The organism is Micromonospora sp. NPDC005367, assembly GCF_040606825.1.
Lineage (GTDB): Bacteria > Actinomycetota > Actinomycetes > Mycobacteriales > Micromonosporaceae > Micromonospora.
Genome location: NZ_JBEXFP010000078.1, coordinates 1 through 18,503, shown reverse-complemented (window position 1 = coordinate 18,503; position 18,503 = coordinate 1). Strand labels below are relative to the sequence as shown.

Below are 18,503 nucleotides of genomic sequence, written 5' to 3'. Positions count from 1 at the left end.
CATCAACGTGCCGATCCGCACCGTGCTCTTCACCGGCCTGTCCAAGTACGACGGGGTGCGCACCCGACTGCTCAAGGCCCGGGAGTTCCACCAGATCGCCGGCCGCGCCGGCCGGGCCGGGTTCGACACCATCGGCCGAGTGGTGGTGCAGGCGCCGGAGCACGTGATCGAGAACGAGAAGGCCCTGGCCAAGGCGGGCGACGACCCGAAGAAGCGGCGCAAGGTGGTCAAGAAGAAGCCGCCGGAGGGGTCGATCGGCTGGGGTGAGGCGACGTTCCAACGGCTCGTCGAGGCCGAGCCGGAGCTACTCACCTCCAGCTTCCAGGTCAGCCACTCGATGCTGCTCAACGTCATCGGCCGACCCGGTGACGCGTTCGCCGCGATGCGGCACCTGCTCACCGACAACCACGAGGACCGGGCCGCCCAGCGCCGGCACATCCGCCGGGCGATCGCGATCTACCGCGCGTTGCGGGCCGGCGGGGTGGTGGAGGAGCTGGCCGAACCGGACGAGACCGGCCGGCGGATACGCCTCACCGTCGACCTCCAACTCGACTTCGCGCTCAACCAGCCGCTCTCCCCGCTGGCGCTCGCCACCGTGGAGCTGCTGGACCGGGAGTCCCCGTCGTACGCCCTCGACGTGCTCTCGGTGATCGAGTCGATCCTCGACGACCCGCGGCAGGTGCTCTCCGCGCAGCAGTTCAAAGCGCGCGGCGAGGCGGTCGCCGCGATGAAGGCCGAGGGCATCGAGTACGAGGCGCGCCTCGAACTGCTCGACGAGGTCACCTGGCCCAAGCCCCTCGCGGAGCTGCTGGAGTCGGCGTACGAGATGTACCGGCAGGGGCACCCGTGGGTGGCCGACCACCAGCTCTCCCCCAAGTCCGTGGTCCGGGACATGTACGAGCGGGCGATGACCTTCGCCGAGTACGTCCAGTTCTACGGGCTGTCCCGCTCCGAGGGGCTCGTCCTGCGCTACCTCGCCGACGCGTACAAGACGCTGCGGCAGACCGTCCCCGAGGACGCCAAGACCGAGGAGCTGATCGACCTCATCGAGTGGCTCGGCGAACTCGTCCGGCAGGTGGACTCCAGCCTCATCGACGAGTGGGAGCGGCTGCGCAACCCGTCCGACGTCGAGGAGGTCGCGGCCTCGCTCGACGACCGACCCGCGGCGGTGACCCGCAACGCCCGGGCGTTCCGGGTGCTGGTGCGCAACGCGTTGTTCCGCCGGGTCGAGCTGGCCGCCCTGCGCCGCTGGGACCTGCTCGGCGAACTCGACGCGGGTACCGGCTGGAACGCCGACGCCTGGGCGGACGCGCTGGAGCCGTACTTCGAGAGGTACGACGCCATCGGCACCGGGCCGGACGCCCGCGGCCCGGCACTGCTCATGATCGAACAGGGCCGGGAACGGTGGACGATCCGGCAGATTCTGGACGACCCGGAAGGCGACCACGACTGGGGCGTCAGCGCCGAGGTCGACCTGGCCGCGTCGGACGAGGCAGGCGAGGCGGTCGTCCGGATCACCTCGGTCGGGCAACTCTGAAATCCGCTCCGAAAAGGGCCGTCCGGGATGCCCGGACGGCCCTTTTCGTTCACTGGGCGATGTCAGCCCCGTCGATTAGAATGTATGTACTAATCACGGCTGCTGAGCTGGGAGGACGCCCGTGACTGCGCCCACTTCCACCCCCCTCACCCCGTACGCCACGCTGCTCGGTTTCACCCGCTACGTCGACCGCACCGGCCCCACGAAGGCCACCTTCGTCGGAGGGCTGCGCAAGCAGCGGGCGAGCCGGCACGGCTTCAACCCGCACGGCCAGTTCGTCAAGGCGCTCAAGGCCGACATCGCCTTCCACACCGGCGGCACCCACCTCGATCAGGTGGCCGACCAGGTCAAGCCCCGCTGGCGTCCGCTCTACCAGGCGCTGGTGCCGGGCGCGACCGCCTGGCTGCACTCCCTCGGCGAGCCCGGCTCGATCGATCTGGCCCAGACCCGCGACGCTCTCGCCATGCTCGGCGACCTGCCGGTCAAGATCAACCCCCACTTCGGCGTACGGCACCACGACGGACGCGTCGAGGCGGTCCGCCTGCACTTCGACGAGACCCCGCCGAGCGAGGAGGCGGTGCTCGCCACGCTGCACCTGATGGCCCGCCACATGGATGCGGTGCTCCCGAACGCCGAGCCGGTCCTGGTCGACGTCCGACGCGGTCAGGCGCACCGGATGCCCGACAGCGCCAAGACCGACCAGATCGAACGCTGGCTCGCCGGCGAGGCCGCCGCCTTCCGCGCCATCTGGACCACTGCCGCCTGACCCACCCTGTCCACCGCCGGACACCCCAACGCGCCGCCGCGCGATTTCGAGGCGGCCGCGCCGGACACCCTGGACGCCCTGGCCGCGCCGGACGCGCCGGACGCGCCGGGCAGGCCGGACGCGCGCTGGGCACGCCGGACGCGCCGGACGCACGCCGGACGCGCCGGACGCGCGCCGGACGCGCTGGCCACGCCGGACGCGCGCTGGGCACGCCGGACGCGCCGGGCACCCGCAAGATCACGCTCGATCGTGGAAGTAGTGGCCTCCCCCTCCTCGGAGGCCACTACTTCCACGTTTCAGCGATCCCCAGGGCACGCCCGTTTGCGGGGCACCTCCAGGACCGAATTCCGCGGCGGCCGCAGCGTTGTCCACAGGGTCAGCGCCGCAACCTCGTCGTCCGCCAGCCTGTACGACATGCCGAAGTCTCCCCGCCGTCCGCCCCAGCTACGCGGTCGGATCTTCCGCGGCTCCGCCGCCATCTCCCGCGGCCTGCTGACCCGAAACGACCTGCGCAGTTCGGCGTGGCGACCGCTCTTCCGTGACGTCTACGCCGACGCACAACTCGAGATCACACATCGGACCAGGTGTCTCGCCGTCGGGCGTTGGCTGACCCCACCCGGCACGGCGATCGCCGGCCGGTCCGCGGCGGCCCTCTACGGGGTGGGGACGGTGCCGCCGGACCAGCCGATCGATGCGCTCGTGCCGGTCCGCTCGGCAACGGGCATCTCCGGTAGACGGCCGATCCGACGGCCGTCAGGGCGGCCGGAGAGCACCCGCGCGAACCCACGGCGCGGCCCCATGGCGGGGCTGCGCGTGCACCACGGCGAGATCGTGCCGGCTGACGTGGTCGACCGGGCCGGGATCCTCGTCACCTCGCCGGTCCGGACGTGCTGGGACGTCGCCCGCTGGCTCGACGTCGTGGAGGCTGTCGTCGTCATCGACGGTCTGCTGGCCCGCCGGCTCACCGACGTGGCGGCGCTCCGAGAGTACGCACTGGCCCGAGCCGGACGCCGGGGCTGGCGATCGCTGCTCCGCGTCGCCGACCTGGCCGACGCCGGAGCGGAGTCGCCGCAGGAGTCACGCACCCGCGTCCGGCTGGTGCTGGCCGGTCTCCCCCGCCCGCAGACCCAGTACGTCGTGGCCGAGGCGGGACGGTTCATCGCCCGGCTGGACCTCGCCTGGCCGGAGTTCAAGGTCGCGGTCGAGTACGACGGGCTCTGGCACGACGACCCCGAGCAGTTCCACCGAGACCGGCGACGGTTGAACCGCCTCCTGGGCGGCGATTGGATCGTCCTGCACGTGACCGCCCGAAGACTTCGGGACGACTTCGCCGGGTTCGTGGCAGAGGTGCGGGCCGCGCTCCGTTCCCGTGGCCTCCGCGGTCGCGCCTGATCACCGAGCAGCCCCGGACGACTGCCGAGCAGCCCCGCCGCACCGCCGAGCAACCGGGCCGACCTGTGGAGCAACCGGGCCGACCTGTGGAGATCGCGCTAGCACAAGGAAGTAGTGGCCTCCCAATTGCAGGGAGGCCACTACTTCGTGGATGCAGCGCGATCTTGCAGTGGACGCACGCGCACGCGGGGCGTGGGGCCTGTGGGGCGCGTGCACGTGGGACGCGTGCCCGCGGGTGCCCGCAGGGCGCCCGGTGCCTGTGGGGCCCGCAGGGCGCGCGGGGCGGGCAGGGTCAGGCGGTGAGGTGTTCGTGCAGGTCGTCGAGGATCTTGTTGGCGGCGCCGACGCCGATGCCGGTCATCCAGACCTCATCGGGCACGACGTACACCTTGTTGGCCTTGACCGCCGACAGGTTCTTCCAGAGGCTGCCGGCGGTGACCTGGGCCTGCTCGGCGGCGGCCTTCTCGCCGAACGCGGTCACGAAGATGACGTCACCGTCGACCTCGCTGATGCGCTCGGGACTGACCTCGTCGAAACGCTTGTCGTCCTTGTTCGCGAGCAGCTGCCGCTCGGGGCGGGCCAGTCCGGCGTCACCGAGCACGATGCCGGAGAAGGATTCCGGACCGTAGACGCGGATGCTGCCGGGGCGGAACCGGACGATGGAGATCTTCTGCTTGGCGGCGTCGCCCAGCTTGGCGCCGAACTCCTTCGCCCGGGTCTCGTACTGGGTGAGCAGGTCCTTGGCCTCCTGCTCCTTGCCGAGCGCCTTGCCGTCGAGGAGGAAGTTCTCCTTCCAGGTGATGCCGACCTTCTCCGTGAAGACGGTCGGTGCGACGGCGGAGAGCTCGTCGTAGAACTTCTCCTGGCGGAACTTGCTGCCCAGGATGAGGTCCGGCTTCAGCGCGTTGATCGCCTCGATGTCGGGCTCGCTGATCTGCCCGACGTCCTTGATGCTGGCGAGCTTGTCCGCGCCGAAGTAGGTCGGCCAGCCCTTGGCCTCACCGGTGTTGGTGGCCCCGACCGGGGTCATCCCGAGCGAGAGCATCGTGTCGATCTTGTCGCTGTCGAGCACGACGACGCGCTGCGGGTGGGCCGGCACCTTGGTGGTGCCCATGGCGTGGGTGATTTCCCGGGTCTCCCCGCCGGCGGTGGTGCCGGCGACCGGGTCGCTCTCACTGCACGCGGTGAGTCCGACGCCGAGGGCGACGGCCGCGGCGATGGCGGCGACGAGACGACGACGCATCAGTGTCCTTCCGAAGGATACGAACCGGCGAGAGCGTTTTCGCTGCCGGCTGGGGTGACACCGGTGGTTCCGGTGGGTGAGGTGGCATCGAGGGCGGACGGGGCGGCACCGGAGGGCGGGACCGTCGCGGGTGCCAGGGTGGGGCTGGTGAGCGCGGGCACCACCAGCGGCGCCCCGGTCACCGGGCAGGGCACGACCACGCAGTCGAGCCCGAACACCTCGCGGACCAGGTCCGCGTCGAGGATCTCGCGCGGCGGCCCGGCGGCCACCACGGCGCCGGCTCGCATGGCTACCAGATGGTCGGCGTACCGGGCGGCCTGGTTGAGGTCGTGCAGCACGGCGACCACGGTGCGGCCCCGCTCGACGCGCAACCGGTGCAGCAGGTCCAGCACCTCCACCTGGTGGGCCAGGTCGAGGAAGGTGGTCGGCTCGTCCAGCAGCAGCGCCTCGGTGTCCTGGGCGAGGGTCATGGCGATCCACACCCGTTGACGCTGGCCGCCGGAGAGCGTGTCCACCGGCCGGTCCGCGAGGCCGGCGACGTCGGCGAGGACCATCGCGCGGTCCACCGTGGCGCTGTCCTCCTCCGACCACTGCCGCCACCAGCGCTGGTACGGCTGCCGCCCGCGACCGACCAGGTCGGCGACGGTGACCCCCTCGGGCACCAGCGGACTCTGCGGCAGGACGGCGAGCCGCCGGGCGACCTCCCGGGTGGGCAGTTCCTGGATGGCTTTGCCGTCCAGCAGCACGTTGCCGCCGCGCGGGGCGATCAGCCGGGCCAGCGTCCGCAGCAGGGTGGACTTGCCGCAGGCGTTCGGTCCGACGATCACGGTGAACGCGTCGGCGGGCAGTTCCAGGTTCAGCCCGTCCAGCACGGTCCGCTCGTCGTAGCCGGCGACCAGGTCGCGGGTGGAGAGCATCACGCCTCCCGAAGGATGGTCGACGAATAGGGATGGGGTCGGTCGGTCACGACGACCTCTTGCGGCCACGGAGCAGCAGGTACATCAGGTACGGGCCACCGATGGCGGCGGTCAGTACGCCGGCCGGCAGTTGCGTCGGGGCGAAGAGTCGCCGCCCGGCGAGATCGGCCAGCACCAGCAGCAGCGCGCCGAGCAGCGCGGCGCAGACCAGCGGTGGACGTTCGGAGCGGACGAGCCGGCGGGCCACCTGGGGTGCCACCAGCGCCACGAAGTCGACCGCGCCGACCTGGGCGGTGACCATCGCGGCGACGAGCACACCGGCGCCGGCGAGGCCGATCCGGCGGGCCACCGGGCGCAGTCCGATGCCCCGGGCGGTGTCGTCGTCGAGGGCGCTGCTGTTCAACGCCCAGCCGGCCCAGGCCAACACCGGCAGCAGCACGAGCAGGGCGCCGCCGATCCAGGCGGCCTCGGTCCAGCCCTTGCCGGCCAGGGTGCCGACCAGCCAGATCTGGGCACGCTGCCCGTCGATGGCCTCGGCGGTGATCATGACGATCTCGGTGAGCGCCCGCAGGGCGAACGCGACCGCCACACCGGCCAGCACGAACCGCTGCGCGGCCAGGCCGTGCCGCGCGCCGAGGGCGAGCACCACGACGGCGGCGGCAAGGCCACCGGCCAGCGCCGCCGGCGCGACCACCACCGCCGCCGCGCCGCTGGTCAACGCGACGGTCGCGGCGAGCCCGGCGCCCTGGGTGATGCCGATGACGTCCGGGCTGGCGAGCGGGTTGCGCGCCACGCTCTGGATCAGCGTGCCGGCCACCCCGAACGCCGCGCCGGCCACCGCGGCGAGCACCACCCGGGGCAGCCGCAGGTCGAGGACGACCAGGTCGTACGGGGTGCCGGCGCCGGAGAGCGCGTGCAGCACGTCGGCCGGGGCGACGTACGGGGTGCCGAGGGAGAGGCTCAGCACCGAGGCCCCGGCGAGCAGCACCACGAGGACGGCGGCGACCAGCACCGAGCGGCGACGGATCTGCAGGCTGACCGGGCCGAGCCGCAGCAGCGAGCGGCCGGGCAGGCGAGCGGCTACGGACGGAGTCACCACGGGTTCGCCGGCCGTCGGGGCGACGGTCCGATCACGGCTGGGGGCGGTCACGCGGTCACCACCTTCGCGCGGCGGACCAGGATGGCGAGCAGCGGCGCGCCGATCAACGCGGTGATGATGCCGGCCGGCACTTCGCTGGGTGGGTCGACGAGCCGGCCCACGATGTCGGCGCCGAGCAGCAGGGCCGGCCCGAGCAGCGCGGAGACGGCGAGGGTCCAGCGGTGGTCGGCGCCGACCAGGGCCCGGGCCAGGTGCGGCACTGCCAGGCCGACGAACGCGATCGGCCCGGCGGCGGCGACGGCCGCGCCGGTGAGCAGGACGGCGGCGACGCCCCCGCCGAGACGGACCAGGCCGATGCGGTTGCCGAGGCCGCGCGCCACGTCGTCGCCGAGGGCGAGCGCGTCCAGGCCGCGGGCGACCAGCGCGGCCAGCACGAGCCCGGCGAGCAGGAACGGCAGCACCTGCACGGCGACGGACAGGTCGCGCCCGGTGAGCCCACCGACCACCCAGAACCGGTACGACTCGAAGGTCTGCACGTCGGTGCTGAGCAGCGCGTACACCACGGAGCCGAGGCTGGCGTCGAGGGCGGCGCCGACCAGCGCGAGGGTGACCGGGCTGGCGCCCTCGCGGGTGCGGGCGGCCACGGCGAAGACCAGCAGCCCGGCGAGGAACGCGCCCCCGATGCCGAACCAGACGTACCCGGCGAGCGTGCTCACACCGAAGACGGAGATGGCCAACACCACGCCGAACGACGCGCCGGCGCTGATGCCGAGGATCCGTGGCTCGGCCAGCGGGTTGCGGGTGAGGGCCTGGAGGAGCACGCCGGCGACGGCGAGCGCCACACCGACGACGAGACCGAGGGCGGTCCGCGGCAGGCGCAGCTCGCGGACGATGGTGCTCGCCTCGCCACCGTCCGGTGACACGAGGGCGTGCCACACCTGGTCGACGGGGAGCTGCCGGCTGCCGAGCGCGAAGCTGGCCAGCACGGTGAGCAGCAGCACGAGCGCGGCCGCGACGATGACCGCGATCCGGCGCCCGCTGCGGGCGCCGGTGCGGTTGCCGGCCTCGACCGGCCGGCTGAGAAGGGTGGTCACGAAACTCCTGCGGTTACGCGCTTAGGTTCGCCTTACCTTAGCCGACTCAGGTTAGGCGCACCTAACGGTGGCCCCTTATCGAACCTCGTTGACCTGCGCGTACGGCCGCGAACCCGGTACCAGCGGAGACGCCCGCCCCTAGGGTGGGGAAATGCGATACGACCAGCACACGGTCGTCCTGCTGGCTCAGCCCACCGACGCCCCGCAGCTGCCACCCGAGGCGTTCGACCGGTTGCACGCCGCGCACCTGGCCCACCAGTCCGGGCTGGTGGAGCAGGACCTCGTCCTCGCGGCCGGACCCTTCGTGAACGCGGACGACGAACGGCTACGCGGCTTCGTCGTGCTCTCCGTGCACCCGGACATGGCACGCGAGCTCTTCCACAACGATCCTGCGGTGCGTGCCGGGCTGCTGGAGGTGCGGGTGATGAGCTGGATGGTCCCGGAGGGCATCATCCGGTTCGAGGGCGTACCGGTGCCGAGCTCGATGCTCGAGGCGGCGGCCGGGGACTGAGCGGCCGGGCGGGCCGTCGCTTCCCGGGTCGGGTCAGTCGCCGGGCCGCGGCGCGGGCACCGGGTCGATCTGATGGTCGGCCCAGACGTACGTCTCCGGAAGCAGGTCGCCGATCGACACGACGCGCAGCCCGTCCGCCGGGCCGACGATCACCCGGATCGACGGGAAGTAGTCCAGGAGCACCTGCCGGCACCGCCCGCACGGCGGGATCACCCCACGCCCGCGGTCCCCCACCGCGACGATGGTCTCCAGTTCGGTGACGCCTTGGGTCGCGGCGGCGCCGATCGCGACCACTTCCGCGCACGGTCCGCCCGTGAAGTGGTAGACGTTCACCCCGGTGAAGACCCGGCCGTCGGCGGCCCGGGCCGCGGCGGCGACCGTATGGTTCTCGCTGCGGCAACGCAGCTTGGCGACGGCTGTCGCCGCCTGCACCAGCGCCCGGTCGGTGTCCCGCATCTCCATGCCGCCCCCGTCGTCGTCCGGCGGCCACTCTAACCGGGCCGGCTGCCGACACCCGGCCGGTGGCCGGCCGCCCAGTCGGCGCGGGTTCCCGGGCGGTAAACCATGAGGCGGCTTCCGGGTGGCGGCCTATTCTTGGCCACGACATGCAGAATCCAGCCGTACCCGCTGCCCCCGACACCGTCCGGGAGCTGCACCGCCGCCTCTCACCCCTGATGTTTCGCGACCAGCGCCGGCTCCAACGGCGGCTGGACGGCGTCCGCAAGCTCCGCGACCCGCAGCGGCGGGCGGCGGCGCTGACCGAGATCGTCACCGAGGTCGAACGGGCCGAGCAGCGGCTCGCCGACCGGCGGGCGGCCGTGCCGACGATCACGTATCCGGCCGGCCTGCCGGTGAGCGAGCGCAAGGACGACCTCGCCGCCGCGATCCGGGACCACCAGGTGGTGATCGTGGCCGGCGAGACCGGCTCCGGAAAGACCACCCAGCTGCCCAAGATCTGCCTGGAGCTGGGGCGCGGGATCAACGGGCTGATCGGACACACCCAGCCTCGGCGGCTGGCCGCACGTACGGTCGCCGACCGGATCGCCGACGAGCTCGGCACCGAACTGGGTGACGTGATCGGTTACAAGGTCCGCTTCACCGACCAGGTCGACGACCGCAGCCTGGTGAAGCTGATGACCGACGGGATCCTGCTCGCCGAACTGCAGACCGACCGGATGCTCCGGCAGTACGACACCCTGATCATCGACGAGGCGCACGAGCGCAGCCTCAACATCGACTTCATCCTCGGCTACCTGAAGCAGCTGCTGCCCCGCCGCGCCGACCTCAAGTTGGTCATCACCTCGGCGACCATCGAGACCGACCGCTTCGCCCGGCACTTCGCCGACGCCGAGGGCAACCCCGCACCGGTCATCGAGGTCTCCGGCCGGACGTACCCGGTGGAGGTACGGTACCGGCCGCTGGTCGAGGTCAGCGAGTCCGACGAGGAGGACGGGGACGAGGAGAACGTCCGCGACCAGATCCAGGCGATCGGCGACGCCGTCGAGGAGCTGGCCGCCGAGGGCCCGGGCGACATCCTGGTCTTCCTCAGCGGCGAACGGGAGATCCGTGACACCGCCGACGCGCTGAGCAGGCTGGTGGAGAAGAAGCCGCTGCTGCGCGGCACCGAGATCCTGCCGTTGTACGCGCGGCTCTCCGCCGCCGAACAGCACCGCGTGTTCGCCCAGCACGGCGGGCGGCGGGTGGTGCTGGCGACCAACGTGGCGGAGACCTCGCTGACCGTCCCCGGCATCAAGTACGTGGTCGATCCCGGCACCGCCCGCATCTCCCGGTACAGCAACCGGCTCAAGGTGCAGCGGCTGCCGATCGAGCCGGTCTCCCAGGCGTCGGCGAACCAGCGCAAGGGACGCTGCGGCCGCACCTCGGACGGCATCTGCATCCGCCTCTACGACGAGCAGGACTTCCTCTCCCGGCCGGAGTTCACCGACCCGGAGATCCTGCGGACGAACCTGGCCTCCGTCATCCTCCAGATGACCGCGATTGGGCTCGGCGACATCGCCGCGTTCCCGTTCATCGAGCCACCGGACCGGCGCAACATCACCGACGGCGTCAACCTGCTGCACGAGCTGGGCGGGTTGGACCCGACCGAGCCCGACCCGGCGAAGCGGCTCACCCCGCTCGGGCGCCGGCTGGCGCAGCTGCCCGTCGACCCGAGGCTGGCCCGCATGGTGGTCGAGGGCGAGCGCAACGGCTGCGCCACCGAGGTCATGGTGATCGCGGCGGCGCTGTCGATCCAGGATCCGCGGGAGCGGCCGGCCGACAAGCAGGCCCAGGCCGACCAGGCGCACGCCCGGTTCACCGACCGGGAGTCGGACTTCGTGGCCCTGCTGAACCTCTGGCGCTACCTGCGGGAGCAGCAGCGGGCCCTGTCCTCCAGCGCCTTCCGCCGGATGTGCAAGGCCGAGTACCTCAACTACCTGCGGGTACGCGAGTGGCAGGACATCGTCAGCCAGCTGCGCCAGGTGCTGCGTACGCCTGAACAGGGTGGTGGCGGGCGCGGCGGCCGACCGGCGCGGGAGGCCGGCGCGAACGACGGCGGCCGGCGCGGCGGCGGCGCGGACCTGCCGGAGGAGATCGACACTCCGAAGGTCCACCAGTCGCTGCTGGCCGGGTTGCTCTCACACGTGGGCCTGAAGGACGCGCAGAAGAACGAATACCTCGGCGCCCGCGGCGCGAAGTTCGGGCTCTTCCCCGGCTCGGCGCTGTTCCGCAAGCCGCCACGTTGGGTGATGGCCGCCGAGCTGGTGGAGACGTCCCGGCTCTGGGGGCGGATCGCCGGCCGGGTCGAGCCGGAGTGGGTGGAGCCCCTCGCCCAGCACCTGGTGAAGCGCAGCTACAGCGAGCCGCACTGGGAGAAGAAGCAGGCGGCCGTGATGGCCTACGAGAAGGTGACCCTCTACGGCGTCCCGCTGGTCACCTCGCGGAAGGTCAACTTCGGCCGGATCGACCCGGCGCTCAGCCGTGAGCTGTTCATCCGGCACGCCCTCGTCGAGGGCGACTGGCAGACCCACCACCACTTCTGGCGCGACAACCAGCGGCTGCTGACCGAGATCGAGGAGTTGGAGAACCGGGCCCGGCGGCGGGACATCCTCGTCGACGACCAGACGATCTTCGACTTCTACGACGCGCGCATCCCCGCCGACGTCGTCTCCGGACGGCACTTCGACGCCTGGTGGAAGCAGGTCCGGCGGGAGCGGCCCGACCTGCTCACCTTCACCCGCGAGCTGCTGGTCAACGAGGGCCGGGGCGGGTTGGACGAGGCCGACTACCCGGACGAGTGGCGCGCCGACGGGGTGACGTTGCCGCTGACCTACACCTTCGACCCGGGTACGGCCAGCGACGGCGTCACGGTGGACATCCCGCTGCCACTGCTCAACCAGGTGCCGGCGGAGACCTTCGACTGGCAGGTGCCGGGGCTGCGTGAGGAGCTGGTCATCGCGCTGATCCGCTCACTTCCCAAGGCGCTGCGCCGCAACTTCGTCCCGGTGCCCGACTACGCCCGGGCGGCGCTCGCCGCCATGCCCGCCGGCGAGGAGCCGCTGCTGGACGCCCTGACCCGGCAGCTGCGCCGGATGACCGGGGTCACCGTGCCCCGCGACGCCTGGGAGCCGGCGAAACTGCCCGCGCACCTGCGTGTCACCTTCCGGGTGCTCGACGAGGACGACAAACCGGTCGCCGCGGGCAAGGACCTGCCGGCGCTGCAACGCCAGCTGAAGACCGAGGTACGGCAGGTGGTGGCGGCCGCCGCGCCGGACGTGGCCCGCACCGGGTTGCGCGAGTGGAGCATCGGCACCCTGCCCCGCACCATCGAACAGGTCCGGGCGGGGTACGCGGTGACCGCGTACCCGGCGCTGGTCGACGAGGGCGCCACCGTCGGCGTACGGGTCTTCGACTCGGCGCCCGAGGCGGAGGCGGCGCACTGGGCGGGTACGCGGCGGCTGCTGCGGCTGACCGTGCCGTCACCGGCGAAGTTCCTCCAGGGGCGGTTGTCGAACGAGGCGAAGCTGGCGCTCAGCCGTAACCCGCACGGCGGGGTGCAGGCGCTCATCGAGGACGCGGCCGGCGCGGCGATCGACAAGCTGGTCGGCGACGCGGGGGGCCCGGCCTGGGACGCCGACGGCTTCGCTGCGCTACGCGAACGGGTCCGCGCCGATCTGATCGACACGGTGGTCGAGGTGATGGAGCGGGCACGCCGGGTGCTCGCCGCCGCGTACACGGTGGAGCAGCGGCTCGGTGCGACGAAGAACCTGGCGGTGGTGGCCGCGTTGGCCGACATCCGCAACCAGCTCACCGGGCTCGTGCACAACGGGTTCATCACCGAGGCCGGGTACGCGCGCCTGCCCGATCTGCTGCGCTACCTCACCGCGATCGAGCGGCGGCTGGACCGGCTGCCGGGCAGCCCGCAGCGGGACAAGCAGCAGCAGGACCGGATCGCCGTGGTGCAGAAGGAGTACCAGGAGATGCTGGCGGCGCTGCCGCCGGCCCGGCGGCAGTCGGCGGCGGCCCGGCAGATCCGCTGGATGATCGAGGAGCTTCGGGTGAACGTGTTCGCCCAGGCGCTCGGTACCCCGTATCCGGTGTCGGAGCAGCGCATCTACCGAGCCATGGACGAGGCCGAGGGGCGCTGAAACGGGCCCTGATCGGGTGGTGTGGTGCGGGGCGGAGCGGGAACACGCTCGCCCTCGCGTGCCCGTCCGGGCGCGCCACCGGGTGAGGAGAACGGCTCGTGCCCACAGCCCCTGCGTCCCCCGGGTCGGCCACCGGAACCAGTTCCCGGCCGGCCCGCACGCCGGCCGTCGCCCGAGTCGTCGGGCTGTTCGGGGCCGGGGTGGCGATGCTCCTGCTCGGCGTTCTGCATCTGCCCGGGCATCCCGTCGACCCGGTGCGGGACACGGTCAGCGACTACGCGCTGTCGCGTCACGGATGGCTGTTCAACGTGGCCGTCCTGACGCTGGCCGCGGGTTCGGCGCTGCTGCTGGCTCCGGCGGTGCGCCGGTCCGGACGGCCGACCGCCCGGTGGGTACGGCCGCTGGCGGTCGTGGGGCCGGCCGGGCTGGTCGCCTGGTGCGTGGGGCTGGTGGTCCTGGTCGTCTTTCCCCGCGACCCGGTCGGCGTGCCGGTGACGACCACCGGGGACATCCACCGCTGGGCCGCCGTCGCCGCGCTGTCCGGGCTGCCGGTGGGCGCGCTGCTCGTCGCCGTACGGCATCCGGGCCGCCTCGCCCGCGCGGTGGTCGCGGGCGCGGGTGTCTGCGTGGTCGCCCTGGGCCCCTTCGTGGCCGCCTATCTGGTGGGTTCGCCGCTGCGCCCGTACGTCGGTCTGCTCGAACGCCTGGTCTGCCTCGGCGAGGTCTGCCTGCTGATCCTCGTCGCGCATCTGCGAAGCGGCGACGGTGTCGCGGGCGTCTACAGCGGCTCGACGCCCGGTGGGAGTTCGCTGTCGGCGGTGGCGTCGCGGACGTACTCCAGCAGGATGCGGCGCAGTTCCCGACCGGCGTTGGTGGGCACCACGTCGCGGCGCCGGGCCACCGCGATGGTCCGGGTCACGCCCGGCGGGGCGAGCCGCGTGATGCGTACGCCCGGGCGGCGGGCGACGACGATGCCCGGCACCAGCGCGATGCCCAGCCCGGCCTCGACGAAGCTCAGCACGGCGTCCATCTCCCCGCCGTCGACGGCGAACGTCGGTTCGAAGCCGGCCGCCCGGCATGCCTGAATGGTGGCGTCGCGCAGGTCGTAGCCCTCGCGGAACATCACCATCGGCCGGTCGCGCAGGTCGGTGATGCGCAGTTCGTCGGCGTCGGCGGTGGTCCCCGGTTCCGCCACGGAGGCGACCACGAGGCTCTCCCGCAGGATCGGGTCGACGCGCAGCCCCGGGTCCGCGCCCTGGCCCGGCATGATGATCAGCGCGAGATCCAGGTCGCCGCGGAGCAGGTCACGGACCAGGTCCTGGGAGCCGCCCTCCTCCACCCGCAGGTCCACCGCGGGGTGCGCGTCGCGGAATCGGCGCAGCACCGGCGGGGCGAGCGACGTGGCCAGGCTCGGGGTGGCGCCGAGGCGGACCCGACCGCGCCGGAGTCCGATCAGTTCCTGCACCTCCCGCGTGGCGGTGTCGACGTCGGCGAGGATCCGTCTGGCCAACGGCAGGAGCACCTCGCCCGCCGCGGTGAGGGCGATGTTGCCTCTTACTCGTTCGAAGAGCGGGGCGCCCAGGTCGCCCTCCAGAGCGTGAATTTGCTTACTCAGCGACGGCTGGGTTATGCCGACGATGTCGGCAGCCTGGGTGAAATGTCGTACTTCGGCCACCGCTACGAAGTACCTCAGCTGGTGCAGCTGCATGCCCATAGCCTACGGCTATCAAGACTGCGCTGTCGATGCATTGGACGACTGATCGAACTACTTCTAGCGTCGGCCCTGTGGTAGTCACGACGACGAGAACCCGATCGCCGATCCGCTCCAACGTCGGCCTCAAGGCCGTCATGGCGGTGTCAGGCATATTCTTTGTGCTGTACCTGATCGCGCACATGGTCGGAAACCTGAAGGCCTTCGCGGGCGAGACGGCGTTCGACCACTACGCGCACTGGCTGCGCGACATCGGCAAGCCGCTGCTGCCGGGCGTGTGGTTCCTCTGGATCCTGCGCGCCGCGCTGACGGTGTCCCTCGTCGCCCATATCTGGTCCGCGACCGTGCTCGCCCTGCGGGCGCGCGCCGCTCGCCCGGTCCGGTACGCGCACCGTCCGAAGATCCAGGGCAGCTACGCGGCCCGCACGATGCGCTGGGGTGGCGTGATCATCCTGCTCTTCGTGATCTACCACCTGCTGGACCTGAGCGCCGGCACGTTGAACCCGGTCGGCAGCAGCAGCAAGCCGTACAGCAACGTGGTGGCCGACTTCGCGCCGGAACGCTGGTACGTCACGCTCTTCTACACCCTGGCGATCGTCACGCTGGGCTTCCACCTCCGGCACGGTGTGTTCAGCGCGCTTCGCAGCCTGGGGCAGCAGACGCCCAAGGGTGAGCGATGGGCGCGAGTCTCCGCGCTGGTCGTCGCCGTCGTCATCTGCGGCGGCTTCCTGGTGATCCCGTTCGCCGTACTGACCGGATTGGTGTCCTGACCATGGACTTTTTCACTGAGGGCGACCCGATCGCCGACACCAAGGCTCCCGACGGCCCGATCGAGACCCGCTGGGAACGCCACCGCTTCGAGTCCAAGCTGGTCAACCCGGCCAACCGCCGGAAGATGACCGTGATCGTGGTCGGCACCGGCCTGGCCGGCGGCTCGGCCGCCGCCACGCTGGCCGAGCAGGGCTACCAGGTCAAGTCCTACTGCTACCAGGACAGCCCGCGCCGGGCCCACTCGATCGCCGCACAGGGCGGCATCAACGCCGCCAAGAACTACCGCAACGACGGCGACTCGGTGTACCGGCTCTTCTACGACACCGTCAAGGGCGGCGACTTCCGCTCCCGCGAGTCGAACGTGCACCGCCTGGCCGAGGTCTCCGTCAACATCATCGACCAGTGCGTCGCCCAGGGCGTGCCGTTCGCCCGCGAGTACGGCGGCCTGCTGGACACCCGGTCCTTCGGCGGCGCCCAGGTACAGCGCACCTTCTACGCCCGGGGCCAGACGGGCCAGCAGCTGCTGCTCGGCGCATACCAGGCGCTCGAGCGGCAGATCGGCCTGGGCAACGTGGAGATGAACGCCCGGCACGAGATGCTGGAGCTGATCATCGTCGACGGCAAGGCCCGGGGCATCGTGGTCCGGGACCTGGTCACCGGCGAGATCACCACCGAGTTCGCCGACGCCGTCGTGCTCGCCTCCGGCGGCTACGGCAACGTCTTCTACCTCTCCACCAACGCCAAGGGCTGCAACGTCACCGCCACCTGGCGGGCACACCGCAAGGGCGCGTACTTCGCCAACCCCTGCTACACGCAGATCCACCCGACCTGCATCCCGGTCTCCGGCGACCACCAGTCGAAGCTGACCCTGATGAGCGAGTCGCTGCGCAACGACGGCCGGGTGTGGGTGCCCAAGGCCAAGGGTGACGACCGCAACCCGAAGGACATCCCCGAGGACGAGCGGGACTACTACCTGGAGCGGATCTACCCCTCCTTCGGCAACCTGGTGCCCCGCGACATCGCCTCCCGGGCCGCGAAGGCCGTCTGCGACCAGGGTCGCGGTGTCGGCCCCGGCGGGCTCGGCGTCTACCTCGACTTCGCCGACGCGATCGGCCGGCTCGGCCGCAAGGCCGTCGAGGCCAAGTACGGCAACCTCTTCGAGATGTACGAGCGCATCACCGGCGAGGACCCGTACGAGGTGCCGATGCGGATCTACCCCGCGGTGCACTACACGATGGGCGGGCTGTGGGTCGACTACGACCTCCAGTCGACCATCCCCGGCCTGTTCGTGATCGGCGAGGCGAACTTCTCCGACCACGGCGCCAACCGGCTCGGCGCGTCCGCACTGATGCAGGGCCTGGCCGACGGCTACTTCGTGCTGCCGAACACCATCGCCAACTACCTGGCGGCCGGCCCGTTCGAGAAGGTCGACGAGAGCCACCCGGCGGCCGTCGAGGCGCGGCAGGACGTGGAGGACCGCCTCCAGCGGCTGCTGGCGGTCAACGGCGACCGGACCGTCGACTCGTTCCACCGCGAGCTGGGCCAGCTCATGTGGGAACACTGCGGCATGGAGCGCACCGAGGCCGGGCTGCGCAAGGCGATCGACGAGATCCGCGCCCTGCGCGACCAGTTCTGGCAGCGCGTCCGGGTGCTCGGCGACGGTGAGGGGCTCAACCAGTCACTGGAGAAGGCCGGCCGGGTGGCCGACTTCTTCGAACTGGCCGAGCTCATGTGCATCGACGCCCTGCACCGCGAGGAGTCCTGCGGCGGCCACTTCCGGGCCGAGCACCAGACCGAAGACGGCGAGGCCCAGCGCGACGACGAGCACTTCTCGTACGTCGCGGCCTGGGAGTTCACCGCCACCGGCCAGCCGTCGGTGCTGCACAAGGAAGACCTGCAGTTCGAATACGTCCACCCCACGCAGCGGAGCTACAAGTGAACCTGACCCTGCGCATCTGGCGCCAGACCGGCCCCGAGGACAAGGGTCGGATGGTGACCTATCAGGTCGACGACGTCTCCCCGGACATGTCGTTCCTGGAGATGCTCGACGTGCTCAACGAACGCCTGATCCTCGCCGGCGAGGACCCGGTGGCCTTCGACCACGACTGCCGCGAGGGCATCTGCGGCATGTGCGGCATGATGATCAACGGAATGGCGCACGGGCCCCAGCGCGGCACCACCGCCTGCCAGCTGCACATGCGGCAGTTCTCCGACGGCGACACGATCGACATCGAGCCGTGGCGGGCCCAGGCCTTCCCGGTGGTCAAGGACCTGGTGGTCAACCGCGGCGCGTTCGACAAGATCATCGCGGCCGGCGGGTACATCACCGCGCCGACCGGCAGCGCCCCCGAGGCGCACTCGGTGCCGGTCCCCAAGTCCGACGCGGACGCGGCCTTCGAGGCGGCGGCCTGCATCGGCTGCGGCGCCTGCGTGGCGGCCTGCCCGAACGGCTCCGGCATGCTCTTCACCGCCGCCAAGATCACCCAGCTCTCGCTGGTGCCGCAGGGCCAGCCGGAGCGGTACACCCGGGTGATCGGCATGATCGACGCACACGACGAGGCCGGCTTCGGCGGCTGCACCAACACCGGTGAGTGCACCGTGGCCTGCCCGAAGGGCATCCCGCTGAACACCATCGGCCGGCTGAACCGGGACTTCCTCACGGCCACCAAGAAGGCGGCCGGCAAGCCCGGCTCCTGACCGATCGGTCCATACGACGGGCCGCCGCCCCCCCCCGGGGGGGGGGGGCCCCTCGGGTGCCCGGCCCCCGGCGGCGGCCCCCCCCCGGGGCGGCACCACCGCGGCCGGCGGCGGGGCCG

Annotated in this window: 14 protein-coding genes and 1 pseudogene; 9 read left to right on the top strand and 6 right to left on the bottom strand. The window is 71.8% G+C overall.

The window, feature by feature from the left end:
• The 3 genes from ABZS42_RS30955 to ABZS42_RS30945 all read left to right on the top strand — a co-directional run.
• A partial coding sequence (locus ABZS42_RS30955) for a DUF3516 domain-containing protein (RefSeq protein WP_355151352.1) occupies positions 1 to 1,537 on the top strand: 1,537 nt, incomplete at its 5' end.
• 121 nt (positions 1,538 to 1,658) lie between these two features.
• Positions 1,659 to 2,303 carry a hypothetical protein gene (locus ABZS42_RS30950; RefSeq protein WP_355151350.1) on the top strand — a complete coding sequence of 215 codons (645 nt, stop codon included), beginning with the start codon at positions 1,659 to 1,661 and terminating at the stop codon, positions 2,301 to 2,303.
• A gap of 414 nt (positions 2,304 to 2,717) precedes the next feature.
• Positions 2,718 to 3,695, top strand: coding sequence for a hypothetical protein (locus ABZS42_RS30945; protein WP_355151348.1), 978 nt, complete (start codon positions 2,718 to 2,720; stop codon positions 3,693 to 3,695).
• Positions 3,696 to 3,987: 292 nt separating this feature from the next.
• Here the strand turns inward: ABZS42_RS30945 and ABZS42_RS30940 are convergent, their stop codons facing one another.
• The 4 genes from ABZS42_RS30940 to ABZS42_RS30925 are packed head-to-tail and all read right to left on the bottom strand — an operon-like array spanning position 3,988 to position 8,048.
• The gene (locus ABZS42_RS30940; protein WP_355151346.1) at positions 3,988 to 4,938 is read right to left on the bottom strand and encodes an iron-siderophore ABC transporter substrate-binding protein; all 951 of its coding nucleotides are present in this window, start codon (positions 4,936 to 4,938) and stop codon (positions 3,988 to 3,990) included.
• Positions 4,938 to 5,855, bottom strand: a complete 918-nt coding sequence (locus ABZS42_RS30935; RefSeq protein WP_355151344.1) for an ABC transporter ATP-binding protein — start codon at positions 5,853 to 5,855, stop codon at positions 4,938 to 4,940. Before ABZS42_RS30935 ends, ABZS42_RS30940 begins: the two co-directional genes overlap by 1 nt.
• Positions 5,856 to 5,901: 46 nt before the next feature.
• Complete coding sequence (locus ABZS42_RS30930; RefSeq protein WP_355151342.1) at positions 5,902 to 7,005, bottom strand: iron ABC transporter permease; 1,104 nt, start codon at positions 7,003 to 7,005, stop codon at positions 5,902 to 5,904.
• Complete coding sequence (locus ABZS42_RS30925; protein WP_355151340.1) at positions 7,002 to 8,048, bottom strand: iron ABC transporter permease; 1,047 nt, start codon at positions 8,046 to 8,048, stop codon at positions 7,002 to 7,004. The genes ABZS42_RS30930 and ABZS42_RS30925 overlap by 4 nt, the downstream gene beginning before the upstream one ends.
• 151 nt (positions 8,049 to 8,199) lie before the next feature.
• Between ABZS42_RS30925 and ABZS42_RS30920 the strand changes: the two genes are divergently transcribed.
• Entirely contained in the window at positions 8,200 to 8,559 is a 360-nt protein-coding gene (locus tag ABZS42_RS30920) for a YciI family protein (RefSeq protein WP_355151338.1), read from the top strand.
• A 33-nt stretch (positions 8,560 to 8,592) separates the two neighbouring features.
• Here ABZS42_RS30920 and ABZS42_RS30915 read toward each other — a convergent pair whose 3' ends face one another.
• On the bottom strand, positions 8,593 to 9,021 hold the full coding sequence (locus ABZS42_RS30915) for a cytidine deaminase (protein ID WP_355151336.1): 429 nt from the start codon (positions 9,019 to 9,021) through the stop codon (positions 8,593 to 8,595).
• A 143-nt stretch (positions 9,022 to 9,164) separates the two neighbouring features.
• Here ABZS42_RS30915 and hrpA point away from each other — a divergent pair, with 143 nt between their 5' ends.
• Both hrpA and ABZS42_RS30905 read left to right on the top strand, forming a co-directional pair.
• Positions 9,165 to 13,205, top strand: coding sequence for an ATP-dependent RNA helicase HrpA (gene hrpA, locus ABZS42_RS30910; protein WP_355151334.1), 4,041 nt, complete (start codon positions 9,165 to 9,167; stop codon positions 13,203 to 13,205).
• Between the two features lie 98 nt (positions 13,206 to 13,303).
• Positions 13,304 to 13,939 (top strand): annotated as a pseudogene (locus tag ABZS42_RS30905) (DUF998 domain-containing protein); the annotation flags it as partial.
• Positions 13,940 to 13,983: 44 nt separating this feature from the next.
• Here ABZS42_RS30905 and ABZS42_RS30900 read toward each other — a convergent pair.
• Positions 13,984 to 14,919 carry a LysR family transcriptional regulator gene (locus ABZS42_RS30900; protein ID WP_355151332.1) on the bottom strand — a complete coding sequence of 312 codons (936 nt, stop codon included), beginning with the start codon at positions 14,917 to 14,919 and terminating at the stop codon, positions 13,984 to 13,986.
• A gap of 134 nt (positions 14,920 to 15,053) precedes the next feature.
• Here ABZS42_RS30900 and ABZS42_RS30895 point away from each other — a divergent pair, with 134 nt between their 5' ends.
• Genes ABZS42_RS30895 through ABZS42_RS30885 form a run of 3 tightly spaced genes read left to right on the top strand, consistent with a single transcriptional unit; the run spans position 15,054 to position 18,384 of the window.
• Positions 15,054 to 15,686: a succinate dehydrogenase cytochrome b subunit gene (locus ABZS42_RS30895; protein ID WP_355151354.1), complete on the top strand. Its 633-nt coding sequence runs from the start codon at positions 15,054 to 15,056 to the stop codon at positions 15,684 to 15,686.
• A 2-nt stretch (positions 15,687 to 15,688) separates the two neighbouring features.
• Positions 15,689 to 17,626, top strand: a complete 1,938-nt coding sequence (locus tag ABZS42_RS30890; RefSeq protein WP_355151330.1) for a fumarate reductase/succinate dehydrogenase flavoprotein subunit — start codon at positions 15,689 to 15,691, stop codon at positions 17,624 to 17,626.
• Entirely contained in the window at positions 17,623 to 18,384 is a 762-nt protein-coding gene (locus ABZS42_RS30885) for a succinate dehydrogenase/fumarate reductase iron-sulfur subunit (RefSeq protein WP_355151328.1), read from the top strand. Before ABZS42_RS30890 ends, ABZS42_RS30885 begins: the two co-directional genes overlap by 4 nt.
• Positions 18,385 to 18,503: the final 119 nt, after the last annotated feature.